At 52.1% G+C, this 13,806-nt stretch carries 14 protein-coding genes and 2 pseudogenes; 10 read left to right on the top strand and 6 right to left on the bottom strand.

Annotated features, from left to right (window positions below):
* The first annotated feature begins 337 nt into the window (after nucleotides 1-337).
* The 3 genes from BN2694_RS02020 to BN2694_RS02010 all read left to right on the top strand — a co-directional run bounded on the left by BN2694_RS02020 (nucleotide 338) and on the right by BN2694_RS02010 (nucleotide 3,253).
* On the top strand, nucleotides 338-784 hold the full coding sequence (locus BN2694_RS02020; protein ID WP_135662135.1) for a hypothetical protein: 447 nt from the start codon (nucleotides 338-340) through the stop codon (nucleotides 782-784).
* Between the two features lie 988 nt (nucleotides 785-1,772).
* A complete protein-coding gene (locus tag BN2694_RS02015; protein ID WP_135662133.1) occupies nucleotides 1,773-2,786 on the top strand; it encodes a tyrosine-type recombinase/integrase in 1,014 nt (337 codons plus the stop codon).
* A gap of 119 nt (nucleotides 2,787-2,905) precedes the next feature.
* Nucleotides 2,906-3,253: a hypothetical protein gene (locus BN2694_RS02010; protein WP_135662131.1), complete on the top strand. Its 348-nt coding sequence runs from the start codon at nucleotides 2,906-2,908 to the stop codon at nucleotides 3,251-3,253.
* 2 nt (nucleotides 3,254-3,255) lie between these two features.
* On the opposite strand, the gene BN2694_RS02005 is transcribed toward BN2694_RS02010, so the two are convergent.
* From BN2694_RS02005 to BN2694_RS01995, 3 genes are all read right to left on the bottom strand, one after another.
* The gene (locus BN2694_RS02005; protein ID WP_135662129.1) at nucleotides 3,256-4,092 is read right to left on the bottom strand and encodes a DUF6036 family nucleotidyltransferase; all 837 of its coding nucleotides are present in this window, start codon (nucleotides 4,090-4,092) and stop codon (nucleotides 3,256-3,258) included.
* Entirely contained in the window at nucleotides 4,089-5,039 is a 951-nt protein-coding gene (locus BN2694_RS17515; RefSeq protein ID WP_135662127.1) for a MarR family transcriptional regulator, read from the bottom strand. The genes BN2694_RS02005 and BN2694_RS17515 overlap by 4 nt, the downstream gene beginning before the upstream one ends.
* Nucleotides 5,040-5,371: 332 nt before the next feature.
* Nucleotides 5,372-5,629, bottom strand: a complete 258-nt coding sequence (locus BN2694_RS01995) for a hypothetical protein (RefSeq protein ID WP_135662125.1) — start codon at nucleotides 5,627-5,629, stop codon at nucleotides 5,372-5,374.
* A gap of 575 nt (nucleotides 5,630-6,204) precedes the next feature.
* Here BN2694_RS01995 and BN2694_RS18210 point away from each other — a divergent pair.
* Nucleotides 6,205-6,279, top strand: a pseudogene (locus tag BN2694_RS18210) (hypothetical protein); the annotation flags it as partial.
* A 345-nt stretch (nucleotides 6,280-6,624) separates the two neighbouring features.
* Here BN2694_RS18210 and BN2694_RS01990 read toward each other — a convergent pair.
* The gene (locus BN2694_RS01990; protein ID WP_135662123.1) at nucleotides 6,625-6,828 is read right to left on the bottom strand and encodes a hypothetical protein; all 204 of its coding nucleotides are present in this window, start codon (nucleotides 6,826-6,828) and stop codon (nucleotides 6,625-6,627) included.
* Between the two features lie 944 nt (nucleotides 6,829-7,772).
* Here BN2694_RS01990 and BN2694_RS16920 point away from each other — a divergent pair.
* The 3 genes from BN2694_RS16920 to BN2694_RS01975 are packed head-to-tail and all read left to right on the top strand — an operon-like array spanning nucleotide 7,773 to nucleotide 10,454.
* Complete coding sequence (locus BN2694_RS16920) at nucleotides 7,773-8,657, top strand: hypothetical protein (protein ID WP_167879939.1); 885 nt, start codon at nucleotides 7,773-7,775, stop codon at nucleotides 8,655-8,657.
* Nucleotides 8,654-9,874, top strand: a complete 1,221-nt coding sequence (locus tag BN2694_RS01980) for a PfkB family carbohydrate kinase (protein ID WP_135662121.1) — start codon at nucleotides 8,654-8,656, stop codon at nucleotides 9,872-9,874. Before BN2694_RS16920 ends, BN2694_RS01980 begins: the two co-directional genes overlap by 4 nt.
* Complete coding sequence (locus tag BN2694_RS01975; RefSeq protein WP_135662119.1) at nucleotides 9,867-10,454, top strand: 7-cyano-7-deazaguanine synthase; 588 nt, start codon at nucleotides 9,867-9,869, stop codon at nucleotides 10,452-10,454. The genes BN2694_RS01980 and BN2694_RS01975 overlap by 8 nt, the downstream gene beginning before the upstream one ends.
* 464 nt (nucleotides 10,455-10,918) lie before the next feature.
* On the opposite strand, the gene BN2694_RS01970 is transcribed toward BN2694_RS01975, so the two are convergent.
* Entirely contained in the window at nucleotides 10,919-11,569 is a 651-nt protein-coding gene (locus BN2694_RS01970) for a competence protein CoiA family protein (protein ID WP_135662117.1), read from the bottom strand.
* 188 nt (nucleotides 11,570-11,757) lie between these two features.
* Here BN2694_RS01970 and BN2694_RS01965 point away from each other — a divergent pair, with 188 nt between their 5' ends.
* The 3 genes from BN2694_RS01965 to BN2694_RS01955 are packed head-to-tail and all read left to right on the top strand — an operon-like array spanning nucleotide 11,758 to nucleotide 13,128.
* Nucleotides 11,758-12,339 carry an RNA polymerase sigma factor gene (locus BN2694_RS01965; protein WP_135662115.1) on the top strand — a complete coding sequence of 194 codons (582 nt, stop codon included), beginning with the start codon at nucleotides 11,758-11,760 and terminating at the stop codon, nucleotides 12,337-12,339.
* An 18-nt stretch (nucleotides 12,340-12,357) separates the two neighbouring features.
* Nucleotides 12,358-12,765, top strand: a complete 408-nt coding sequence (locus tag BN2694_RS01960; protein WP_135662113.1) for a hypothetical protein — start codon at nucleotides 12,358-12,360, stop codon at nucleotides 12,763-12,765.
* 48 nt (nucleotides 12,766-12,813) lie between these two features.
* Nucleotides 12,814-13,128, top strand: a complete 315-nt coding sequence (locus BN2694_RS01955; RefSeq protein WP_135662111.1) for a hypothetical protein — start codon at nucleotides 12,814-12,816, stop codon at nucleotides 13,126-13,128.
* A 373-nt stretch (nucleotides 13,129-13,501) separates the two neighbouring features.
* Here BN2694_RS01955 and BN2694_RS01950 read toward each other — a convergent pair.
* Nucleotides 13,502-13,803: pseudogene (locus tag BN2694_RS01950) on the bottom strand (hypothetical protein).
* Between the last annotated feature and the right edge of the window lie 3 nt (nucleotides 13,804-13,806).

Here is a 13,806-nt window from a genome sequence, read left to right as displayed (position 1 = left end):
AAAACCTTCTACGGGCGCTGAGGGCGCTCGTTCAAGGACATACGAAACCGATTTCAGGGCATAAAACTGTCGAAATCGGCCGTCTGATTGTCGAGGAAATGGTATTGATCGTCTCTATTTGAGGAATCTATGAGATACACAGCGTAAATCGGTCAGAGCTTTTCTACAGAACTTGGGGGATGGCGAAAGCGGTGCTGCACGTAGGGGCCCCTTATCGGCAGCGCAAAGTCGCCGATCATGATCGAACGGGTGATCCCGGCTTTTCAGTTCATCAATAATATAACCGATTAGTCAGCGATAATCAACGGATACATGTCCCGGACCGAAAAGTAAGGGTATGAGCGTCAATCGTTCCTCCGCTCTGGTTGGATTCCTGCTGATCGCCGGCATCGGATTGATCGCTCTCCCGATCCTCGTTCCGGCGGACGTACCGGATAATCGAGTCGAATTCTATGTCGAAGCAGACTGGAGTGACCGGGCCGAGCAGCCGACCTTCGCGTACACGAACTTTAGCGAGGGAGAACGTGATATCTTCGACCAGGCGCGTCAGACCACCCCAGGAACGATCAACCGGTCAATATCCAGCGCTCCTGATTCACTGACGCCACCGCCCGACAGTATCGAGATTTTCAATGTACGGTACGAGGGCGAGATCTATCTCTTCCAGGTCAGATATCTCACTTACGACGCGGATTTCATGACGCAACAACTCCCTCGTCTTGGATTCTTGGCCGGTGGGATCGCGTGTCTTGTCGCAGTAGCCTACTGGCGGTTCGAACGCTGATACGACCGACTGTACTGCCACTATATATTCCGTTACTGCGTATGGCGAATCCGTCTATGACGCATTGATTTTCTCCTCTGTGCAACTGCATCCACGGTTTTAGACAGGCCAGGACCGCTTACTTCGTATTGCTTTGTCGTTCCCATCGTCACGGGTTTCGTGTGACAACTGATAACGGCAGGTCACTTTCCTTGGCCAATATGGGTTCATTTCGTTTACCTTGTTCGGCTTTACGACGACAGACCGCTCACCTCTCGGACGCTCGGAGCCTTAGACGGACAGCTAGTCTTCTGCTTCCTCGGGACACCGGGTTCTCGCCGATGCGAAGAACTGTTAGATTGCGCTGCACGGGAGCATGGCGTTCATGTGTTGGCACCCAACTGCCCCGGCTGGCCTTGGCGAGTGGGCAAACGCCGACGACTCGACACTCAGAGTAGGTTGGCAGTACGCTGCCAGCCGCGCTCAACTCGTCAGCGCCTATGAACCTGAATAGAACCATTCGCCGTGCTAGAGACATACGTTGTATACTCACCACCCTTCTGACAGACTATATATAGTTTGGGCCGCGATCGTTTTCCATCGAGGGTGCCCCCCCATTATTCTGCCCCAGTGTTCAAGCATGGGACCAGCGTGGCTGTACACGTCTGCTCGCGTGAGCTACTACCCATTCGCCCATCGAACGAAAACAGCGGCATTGCGTTCGTCGGAGGTTGACATGTCGCTGTCAAGCGATTATGACCGCGAAAAGACGAGCGCTGAGGGAGTTGAACCACGCCCTCTTCGGTCGCTTCGCTCCCTCGCGGTCTACCGCAAATCCCTCAGCCGGCGCTCATCAGTGCTCACTGTCGTTCGCGCAGAATTCACGGGCGCTGAGGGCCTTGGTCACGCGGCGTGACAACCCCTCCTTTTGGCCGGTTCAGCGCAGTGCGGGTCGGTTCGTGATGGGTGGTCACGGGACTCGTGCGGTTCGACCAATGGTAGACAAGACATGAGTCTCGAACCAATCGACCCCAAAACCGCGCTAGAACTGTACCTCGCAGACAAGGCAAACGAACTGGCGGAAGCCTCCCTCAAGGGCCATGAGTATCGTCTTGGTCACTTTGTCCGGTGGTGTGATGAGATTGAGGGTATTGAGAACCTCAATACGCTCACTGGTCGTCAATTGCATCGGTACCGACTCTGGCGACGCGAAGACGGTGACCTGAACAAGGTCAGCGAGAAGACCCAGATGGACACATTGCGTGTGTTCATCCGTTGGCTGGAATCAATCGACGGTGTAGAACAGGACCTGAGCGAGAAAGTATTGTCTCCGTCGATCACGCCCGACGAGAACTCTCGGGATGTGATGCTCGACAGTGACGCCGCCACGAAAGTGCTCGCTCATCTGGAGAAGTACGAGTATGCGAGTATCCAGCATGTTGCAATCGCATTGATGTGGCACACGATGATGCGAGTCGGTGGTGTTCACGCCCTTGATGTTGAGGACTACAACCCAGACGAACAGTATATCAAGGTCCGTCACCGTCCGGAGACGGGCACACCGATCAAGAACCAAGGAAAGGGAGCTCGGATGGTCGCTCTTTCTGAGCAGGTGTGTGAACTGTTGGACGACTGGTTGGATACGAAGCGACCAGCAGTGACTGACGAGCACGGTCGAAAGCCAATGCTGGCCTCGCGAGAAGGCCGAACGAACAAGACGACACTCCGTGCTTATGTTTACCGGTGGACACGCCCCTGTGTCTACAGTACTGAGTGTCCACATGACCGCGAACTGGGGGAATGTACGGCATTGGAACGTGACACCGCTTACAATTGTCCGTCAAGCGTGAGTCCACATGCAATTCGTCGTGGAAGCATCACCCACAGTCTGAATAGCGATATGCCGGACAAAGTCGTTAATGACCGAGCAAACGTCAGCCAACGGGTGATCGAACAGCACTACGATCGCCGAACGGAACGGGAGAAGATGGAACAGCGGAGGGATTACTTGGACGACCTGTAGACCGCATTTCGTAAGTTCTACGGCCAGTTCTGGTAATCCCGCTGGCTACCTTCACACTAAACGTCGAGAATTGAAGCATCACTTGGGGATTTTAGGATCCCGCATCCAACGGATCAGCTATGGGTACAAACGAGGGGTACCGGATTCAAGAAAATACAGCGGATCCGGCACATCCATCGGTCGATTCAGTCATCGATCTTGCAATGGATCGTGCAACTGATCCACGACCAGCTGATCATCCGAACGGGCATTTCGACCAGTACATCAAGGATGCTGTCGAACGATTCGGCGAGGATGATGTTGGGCAGTGCATCCACCTCACGCTTGCTGGTGGACACACTCACCGATTGGCCGGCACTGCCGCCTTCGGTGAGGATGACTACGTCTGGGGGATCAAGATCGGTGTCGCTGCAACTGCCTATCTTCGGGAACTTCATCAAGAGAACGCAGCCAGCATTGACTCGTAAACTCACTCCTCGAACGCATCCCGCTTGCCTGTATCAACGAATCCTGACTCCGTTTGTTCGACATACCCGTACGCTTGGAGTTGTTCTAACTGTTTCCGGACGTGACGCTGATCGAGACCACGCTCTGCTGCGATCGCTTCGACAGATTTCGGTTCGTCTTCACTCAAGACGAGCCTGACTTCCAACGCTGCCATATACTCCGCGTAGTACGTATCAACACTGTCTCTGAGAGGGGTTTGAACCTCGTATTGCTCGTACAACGCATCGAGCGACTCAGCGATATGCGTCGTGAACCGCTTCCCACCGAGTAATTCGACCTGTGTCTCGATTTCGCGCTCGATCGCATCGAAGTCCAAGTTCGTCTGCACTAGCGTATTCATGTCGTCGATATCATCAGGGCGTTTAGCGACTGATTTGAACAAGAACACGTCCTCAAGCGCCGTTAACTGAACAGTGAGTTCATCGCCCGTGAGATACGCCTCGCTTCGACTTTCCATCCCATCGCTGAAGATGAGCTTGTCGGCGACTTGTCGATTGAATAGGTCTATTCGGCACCCATCGTCGTTTTCGACGCACAACCTGGCTCCCAACCGTTGGTACGTCTCATCGAGTTCAGAGACTTCTTCATATCCGCGGTCGTTCAACGCAGCAAGTAGCCGGTCGAATCCAGTGTCGGTTGTGACAACCAAATCGATGTCCTTGGTCGTGTCCTTCAATCCTCGAAACGCCATCGCTCCGCCCCCGATGAGATAGGCTGTTACCTCGGTGCGTAGCGTGGCTCCGAGTTCTACCAATTCGGTCTCGATATACGCGGCGTCGAACTGTGGGCGGGATGTCATACTGAGATGTCGTAGTCTGCGGCCGTCGATTTGAACGCGTCCCATGCTGGAAGTTTTTCGCTCGATTCCGCGCCGTTAGATTCAAGGTACGCACAGAGTTCCTGTGTCATGCTTTGGAGATCGATGTCAGCCACTCGATCGTATCGTTCGGCAGTCTGTGATAGCGTCTCGACGTCGAGATCCTGGGCAGTGATGAGCAACAGACAATACGATCGATACCGGGCGCCGTCATCAATAAGCAGTAACTGACACACCAGATCCGCTGGCGTGAGTTCTGTACGGTCTTCTGACCGGAAGTAGTAGTGCTCGTCTCGGGTCAACAGTGGGATACCGTACTGATCGAGTGCTTTCGGCCCAGTCTCGTGGAACGATGCTAACGAAATACTCGTCTGACAACGCATGAGGTACTCGTCCACGTCCGTCCAGATGAGGCGGACTCCCGAGGTATGTTCTGCTGCCTCCTGTCGATGCAGATGGGATACGAGCGAGAGCGCGAAGGCGACTACCTCTTCGAACTGACTCGTCACGGCGAATCGGGCGTCACGCTTGGTTACCATCCCGACGTTCTGTAACTGGTTGAGTCTGCGGTACACTGTCGCTCGACTCACTCCTGCTCGCTCAGCGAGGGCCGCTGCAGTTCGCTCTTCATCCAGATGAAACAGGAGCTTGATGGTGGATCCAGAGAGGAGAGCTGAGAAGTCAACGTGGGGAAACTCGCGTACTAGATCGGCGAATCGTATGGACGGTTCGGCGTTCGACAATGCGATCTCGTACCGACCATGCTGCTGTTCTCTACGGACTAACCCACGTTCTGCGAGCTTTGAGACGACACGGGACGTGTGCCCAGGATCCCATCCGAGTGCATCAGCTAACGCTCGCTGAATCAGATAATCTTCTACGTCCGCGCTCAGATGGGAAAGCACAGTGAGTTCCGATTTGGAAAGCAATCTGTTTCAGGATACGCAACCTATTTATAAATATCTTGCGTAGTTTGATACTCTTCATCCTCGTTTCTATGTCAACATGAGATATGCCGATCACAGATTCTAAGGCATTAATGCTGGCACACCGTTCGGGGCAGTGTTCAGATAAGCACCGAGTAAGAAGTCTGCTTCTCCCTGCTAATCAGCCGAATCCTAGTGGAATGGAAGGGCGAGGCAGTCTCGTCGAAGCCCAACGAAGTAAGCACTGCAGAGCCTGCAAGGCTCGAAGCGCGCAGCGGGGCCCCGGGACCGAAACTGGCGAGGGCTTTCAGAGTGGTTTCCATCGTTTTGGATCGTTATCTGAACACCGCCCGACCATCTACCTCAACTTGCTTAAGCTGCTGTTGGGTTCTCGTTTGAATATCTGTACTCCCTGAAACCTCTTCAGAGAGTGCCCCCATAATCATCTCACTGACCGCCTCGTTCCCGTAGTCAAGGAGATGAAGCAGACTTTTTGTTGCATTGTCTTCGAGCTGCCGCCCCGGATCTTCTATCTGATCACGAGCTTGAGGACCACGGAAGGAAACGAAAATATTCGCTTTGCTATCACGCATAGAATAATCCTGAAACCCAGCTTGGTAAAATGTTACTCTGCAACCGATATCAAGAAAAACGGACGTTCGTAGACAATTCGAACATCTATTGAGGATTCACCAGCCTATTCCATGGGAGAATACAATATCTGGTGAATAGTTCCTTGATCGGCGCCAACCCGAGGTAACACGACAGGCTACTCCGAAATCCTATGACGGACGACCTCGTCTGACCCGCATTCAGGACACTCGTCTACGTCCGGAGTCAGATTCGCACCGCACTTGCGACATTCTACGACTACTTCCGTTCCGTCACCGGAGAGTAGCCGACCGAAGAGTGTCCGGACACTCATGGGGCTCCGAACTTCCAGCGGCACCAAGTTAATGATACTGGTAGATCTCTCCACCAGCATCGTAGTGTGTTTCAGCGTAGGAAATCTCGCAGAAAACTTACCTTCAAAGACGCTGTAGGAACCAACGGAAGGAACCTGTCACACGCTCCTTCCATTCCGCCTTTCATGAACGTTGATGATCAGATGCTTGGTCACTGTTCAGGTTACGACGAGTGCATCATTCACGCGTGACTTTTAGTTGAACACGAGAAAGACATCAGCGAGATAGGCATCTGGTCCGAGTGTCCGGAATGCGAGGTCGTGGTTGTCCCGGAGTAAACCCCGTTACGAGTATTCGAGTAATTCAAACGCTCTATTTACAATCTCCTCGTCTTCCTCAGACTCACCAAATATGCCAGCGACTTCAGCAAGGACCAACGATCGATTGTGTTCGGGAAGTCTGTCCATCAGATCTAGTGCTCGATGTCGTTTCACAAGATCATAGTCACCCGTGGCGATTTGATACAGGAGTTTGCGATCACGTTCCTGCGGATCGTCGGTGTCAATCGAACCCCAAAGGATTCGAGGATTTTCCGATTTCATAAATTAAGGCGGTGAATTGTGTGGCCGGATGTTGGAATGTGATTGATTTCCTGAAAGGGACTATCGGGATACCGATCCAGGCTACTCGTTCGACTCTAGTTCGGTTGCACTCTGCATGAAATGAATGAGCATATCCATCGCACTGAGGACATCCCCAGGGTCCTGAATTCGTAGCGGTTCATCGTACGGACCGGACAGCTGGAGCAATTCTGCCTCATCAGTGACCACATACTCGATCGTTCCGTTGCCGGCTTCCACGGCGTCGGGTGCTCGACTTCGGCGCATGCAACACGACGGTGCAAAGCCGTATTGATAAAATTTGGGCTTATAAAGGCCTAAAACGCCAATATACGCGATATAGGAGAGGCTGTTCTAGGGATTCGCGAAACGATCATATAAGCGAATTTCGGTTATGAATCTGTGCCTTTGCGTCCTCATCCAAAACGATGGATTCCAAATGTGAGAAACAAATGTATCTGCTTGATATGGACCAGGATCGGAAGTATATGGGGCGAGACGCTCTTGGATGATCTCTCAGTGATTGGCTCGATCCCGAACTGACTCCATTATCTACCCCTCAGATCACCCCATCACCAATAAAGAGTTCACTCTAGGTACCGCGACAAGCGATACTGAGTTCCGTCGAGTAAATCAGCGAACTGGTCAAAGTCTCACTGGCAAAATTTCTCAAATTCGGGGAGCGTAACGGCTTCTTCTCGGAAGAACATCTGGTCTGAATCGGAGTTAGCAATGACTTTGGCAGCATCAAACTCAGCAGTAGAGAAATCATGTCGCGAAGCCCATCTAACGCCATATCCATTGGTGAGATAATCGTAGGTGACGGTATGGAAATCTTTCTGGTATTTTGATGCTGGATGTCGATCGAGGTTCCTGTCTAAACTGCATGACTATCACCGAAACGGATTAGAACATCCGCTTGACGGATATCTTGTTCAGACGGAGAAATGATGTCGTTTGCTCTTGTTCAGTTAACTCCTCGCGATACACTTAATTAATATAAACACAAATATGCCGACACTATGGGCGGAGGAGGCGGCGGATACGATCGTCCGTCTGATAACGACGGATCTGGAGGGAGCTCTGGTGATTCTAGTGAAGACGGGCCGAGTCGCGTTCCGCCCCCCGAGTCAGAGGACGAAACTACCGAAGATCCGCCTGATGAGTCACAGGGGACAAGCGACGAAGCGACTCCAGGAGGCCCACTGCCAGTGGGTGGCGGAGGCGGTGGAGGCGGTGGTGGGGATGGTGGTGGTGCACCAGTAACCGGACCTGGAGAAAGACCTGAAGATACGCCGGGAGATGATGATTCAGACTCTGAAAAAAAGGAGCCCGAAGACTCAGAGGATGATAACGGACAAAATGACGACAGCTCAGATGGACAAGATCCGACAGAGTCCGTTCCCGAAGACGAATCTGTTGATGAGGACTCGGAAAGAGAGGAACAAGAAGGTGATCAGCAAAATCGTGATGGGGAGTCTGAAGAAGACCGGGAACACGAGAAAGATGAGGAAGACGCTGAAGATAATGATGAAGACGATGAGGATGAGGATGAGGATGACGAAGACGAGTGCCTGATTGCAGAAACTGCTCTTCTCCATTCGCCAAATATAGAACCGTTGGGAGATGCAACTGAGGGAGATATCTATTCAGTACGGCTTCAAGACGAAGCAGTCTGCGTTGTAGATTCACAAGACAGGACCATCGGCGCTATAGCTGAACCGTGGGTTGGAACATTGAAAGAGTGTATCGAGCAGGGCCGACAATATCGGGCTCGGATTCTTGAAATCGATGGTGGGAAATGCGAAGTCAGAGTGACCAATAGGTGTCTGCTCTACCGTGATCTCGATCTGATTGCTATCAATGCTGCAGTACGGGACCAACTTCACCCTGGGCTTTCCCTGTCAGTTGAAACGACGACCGAAGAGGGGGTCGTTGTCATGAATGACGGATCTAGAGTTGGTGATGTTCCTAACCCATGGGCTCAGCTTCTCAACGAGTGTATTGAGAAAGGACGTTCATATCAGGCAGAGGTTCGTAGCATTACACCAGAGTCTTGCACAGTCAATATTCAAAGCGTCCCAGGTGACGAATGATTATCGCGGGCGGCACTTACCATGAGGTGTGCCAGTTTCCTCCTGACACTGCATTCTTCGGCTCAGGTCTACGAGCGGCCGCAGCTACTGAAAGTCTCATCTCTTCTCGAAACCAACTCCATACATGTATCAGCTCTGCTGATAAAGAGACCCTTGAAACATTCGCGGCGACGTTTAACTTCGATACCCACATAACTGAGATCCCGGTGACGGTTAGTTTCGACTATCTGCATAATCACTCAAACCCCGTAATTTCCACATCAGGAGCTACCAACTATAACCGCAAACTGTCAGGAATTAGCGGAGACGCAATTCTGCGATTCGGGCTCCTTGAAGGGACAGCAATTGTTTCTGGTGAGCGCGTCGTCTATGATCCCCAATCAGCAAACCCGGTTCCGTTCGGTGAGAATGGTTCAACTGCCGACGAACTCGCACTCGTTTTGAACCGTAACGAAGCTGCGCAGTTGGCTGGTGAAGACCGCTTAGAATCTATTTTGACAGAACTTATGGCAGGCACTACTGACGCAGACGTTGTCGTTCTCAAACGGGGAGCGAAAGGGGCAATCATCAGAACTTCAAATATGACGTCCCGAATCCCAGTTTTTCAGACGGAGTCGGTTTGGGGGATTGGAAGTGGGGACGTCTTCAGTGCTATCTTTGCTGCGGAGTGGGCAGAAAATGGTGAAACTGCTGTAGACGCTGCTCTAACCGCTTCGAAGGCAACAGCATACTACTGTAGACATCGCCGTCTGCCGATTTCCAGAGAACACATCCAATCATTGCCCAACAGTACTTCATCGACATTCATCTCACCGGACGCTACCCCTCCGACAATCTATCTTGCAGGTCCATTCTTCGACATAGGCGAACGATTCGTTGTTGAAGAAGTCAAAAATATCTTAGAGGGGGAGAGTGCTGACGTGATTTCCCCTATACACGATATCGGTCGAGCCGCTGACTACGACAGTCCGGAAGAGGTAGCACAACAAGACTTAGATGCAATTGAGCAATCAGACTTGGTATTTGCATTACTGGATCATCTCGACTCCGGAACCCACTTTGAATTGGGATATGCCCGGAAGGAGGGAACACCAGTTATCGGGTACGCAGATAATCTCGAAACAAGTCGTGAAACCATGATTCTCGGCTCTGGTTGTGAGGTATACGGCGATCTATCTTCAGCCATCTTCAATGCAATCTGGAGGGCGTATGACTGAGTCCGTCCTATTGTTATCCGGTGGTCTTGACTCTGCGACGCTAGCGTACACTCATAGACCAGATCTTACAGTGACTGTTGATTACGGACAGTGCTGTGCGGAGGCAGAGATTCAAGCATCAGCACAAATCGCTGATCAGCTGAATCTTCAACATGAAGTCATCGAAGTGGATTGCAAGCACCTTGGGGCTGGAACAATGGCCAGCCAACAGGAGACAAATCTCGGTGACACTCCAGAGTGGTGGCCCTACCGAAATCAACTCGTGATCACATTGGTCGCAATGGATGTCATTCATCGAGGTGCAAACCAATTGCTGGTAGGAGCAGTTGCTGACGACCACAGCCACGCTGATGGGCAGGCAGAGTTCTTCGAACTGATGGATTCTCTTCTGTCGTTCCAGGAGGGGAATCTCAGAGTTGCAGCCCCGGCAATCGATAAAACAACAGAAGAGTTCGTACGGGAAGCAAGACCGCCTGAATCACTCCTTGGCTGGACCCACTCTTGTACAGCATCGAACGCAGCGTGCGGTGAATGCCGTAGCTGCAAGAAACGACAGCGAGTTCTCACACGTATTTACTAAAGACCTCAAGGCTACTCGCTAATTGATTTAACTAACATCTCATTTTTCACGTTAGTTAGGTTAATTATATGATGAACGGTGGATAGTTGTAAAAAACTCTCGGCGAGATTAACGGCGCAGTATCGGCCACAATTCGGGTGAACGACAGCAAACCGATCCCAGTCAAGCACAGATTATGAGATGGTTTGATGGTGAATAGCTGAGAAACGAAGTCGTCGCTATGTTCCGGGTGGCGTTCTAATGTGATGGCCACAGTTAGGACACTGGCCTTCGTTCATGAACTCTGACGGGCCGGTGCCAGTCGCTTCGTTGTAGCTGAAGCTGTGACCACAGTTGGGACAAGTTTCGGAACGTCGCGTCATGGTGAGAGGGTATTCCGCCAGTCACTTCATATCTAGGCTGACTCTTCTCCGGGCAGTCTCAATTATCCAACCTCCCAGATCCCCCACTACCAATTACTGATTTCACTCTAGATACCACGACAAACGATGTTGGGTTCCATCGAGTAAATCAGCAAGCTGGTCAAAGTCCCATTGGCGAAATGCCTCAAATTCGGGGAGTGAAACAGCTTTTTCCCGGAAGAACATTTGATCTGAATCGGAGTCAGCAATGATTTCGGCAGCATCAAACTCGCTAGTAGAGAAATCGTGTCGCGAGGCCCATCTAACGCTATATCCATTAGCGAGATAATCGTAGGTGACGGTATGGAAATCTTTCTGGGTGTTTCGATGCTGGATTTCGATCACGATCCCCCGCCCAAACTGATCATGATCATCCCCGAGACGGATTAGAACATCAGCTCGACGGATGTCTCGTTCAGATGGGGTATTTGAGACATCTACCTCTCCTTCTAAACAAAAGAAGAGCGACTGTTGATGCGAGAGGTCAAGCTTCGAAAATGCCCGGAAGACTTGTTGTTTCCATTTGAGGTGTTCTTCTGATTCGCCACGACACTTCCGATCATTCGCATAGTGCACAAAATGCTGGAGTCGATCTGTATTTGGGCCACCCCGCACATACATTTCTTCACCACAGTCCGGACAAAGGACATCAGCCGAATCTGATACCCACCCAGGGAAAACCACCTCCCCGTTGAGTTGGCCAACAAAGGGCATTATTAGCTCCTTTGTAAGGAGACAATGTCAATATTTCCACTCAAAATACTATTCTGATACTGTGCGAGCGTCTGTACTGGATAACTGCCCGGTTCGAACGAGTACTGAGAGGAACGGTGGTGTCGCCACGAATGGCTATCTGTCGGCGATATATTTAAGTTGGTTTGCTACAAATATGTGGTAACACGATGCCTCACCAGCCGACAGTCTCCGAAGCAACCGAATTCGGTCTGCCCCGCCAACTCCCAGATCAAGATGCAGTCCTTGTCGGACGAGTCATCAGCAATGGCGAGTTCAGTGGTCTTGCAGCCTACTACATTCACGGCCGAGGAAACATCCTGATCGGACAGTTTGAGAACCAAGAGTTCATCCCGGAGTATACTATCGAGTGTGAGAGTCGGCTTATGTCCGCCTGTATTCGCGAACTAAGCCGGGCCAACATAGAGACAGAATTATCCAGCGTCGGAAACGCACTCCTTCAAGCATGGCACTTTGGCGACCTCACACCGTTGAGCCACAAACAGGCTCACGTTTACGCACTCCGGGAGAAGGGCAGCTTCGGCCGAGACGAAACAGCTGCAATCCTCAATATCTCACCAAGCACCGTCGATACGCATCTCCAACGGGCAAGCGAGAAGTTGGCCGCAGCGGAGAACTTCGTCCAGTTCGTTCGTATGGATTCAGAGGAACTCACCAACCCAGAGTTCCCCAACGAAGGGAGGGCCAGTGACGAGGGCAAGAGTTCGAGCGATATCAGCCCACTCTCGTAAGATGCGAGGAAACGCAGAATGAGTCGCTTTCCGTCTCCAACGCTCGCAGACCGAATTGACGACCGTATCCAAGAACTAGACGATGGATTCGTCCGCCTCGGTGACGACGACACACCATTCACGCTCCGCGGTGGTGGGGAGTCCCTACAGGAAGCCCGGCAGCTTCACACCAAGCGCGAGGAGGCCGAACGCAAGCGCGACGAGGAATCGAATGAACCGATCACGAGAACGGCCTCGGAGTGGCGGGCAAACATGACGGGAATTGATTTTCCGTTCGTCGATACGATTCCGTTAGACGAACAACGGCGTCGTGCGAATCAAGTCGCTGACTTGGCGACTACCGAGAATGTCGTCGAGCGGATCGACCAGGATGTCGCGTTTCAAGATGAGACTGTCCGGGGGAAATACTGGCGCGGAATCGGGTAAATAGAGATTGGAGCTGATTCAGACGACTTCCCCGGGTTCCAAACAGGCGTGGTCCTCGCCCACGAGGTGGGACACGCGTTCTACGACGAATGGACTCCGGACAGCGGTATTGAGGAACATCCTCGACTCTTCCGCACGATGGACGAACAGGAACAGGCGCAAGCACTTTCGGAACGACTCCACGGTCCGATGATCGAGACGGACGGGCCTTTTGTCGATTATCGGGAAGGAAGCGACGAGGAACTCGCTGCGGCCGTATTCGCTTCTCGAATCATCGAGCCGATGGCTGCCCAACGTATCGCGCCGAACGCAGTAAAACGACTGGAAGATGTCTTCGGGGACCTCTCGAACGAGCTATTTTGAGATGATGATAGCTATTGGTGCACGGAGACCGCAGACAATGCGGTCTTGCCTGTGTACCCAGAGGTCTGAGGAGTATCGAATTTCCTCGCCAAGATGGCGATGGAGGTCATTTTCCGAAGCATCGAGGTTGACGTCGGCGAGTACTAGCTACTCGTCTTCGGATGGCCATCGGCGACGCCGAATTACGCGATACAAGAGTCTCTCTCGTAACAGTACATTCCCGCTACGCATCTTTGAGCAACGTGCAAGCAACTGTACCGGACAATTTCCCAGTTCGAACGAACACCAAGAGTAGCGTCGGCGTCATCACAAGTCGGCTATCCGCTATGACGCGTGTTTGACTTCCTCCATCACGTGAACGCGAAGGAAGATATCAAGCGTCAGCAACCTCGTCGATAAAATCCTCGTCCAATTGCTGTTTCAACACCTTGAGGTCCGCGGCCTCTTCAGCACCGACGAGCAATTCGAGCTGTTCGAGCGAGATTTCGTCCGCGTAGTAGGCGGCCGCGATCTCCTGGGTGAGCGCGTTGTCGTGGGTTACTTCCTGAAGATATTCACGGAGCGCGGTCACCAGGATATCGGTTCGTCCTCTCCGTAGACGTCTGCGAGGGCATCGGCCCGATCGACGAGTCGATGATGCACCCGGAACTGGACGCGTTTCTTCTCGCCACCCATTTT

The organism is Halorhabdus rudnickae (assembly GCF_900880625.1).
Taxonomy (GTDB): Archaea; Halobacteriota; Halobacteria; order Halobacteriales; family Haloarculaceae; genus Halorhabdus; species Halorhabdus rudnickae.
This window is presented reverse-complemented; position numbering and strand designations above follow the sequence as displayed.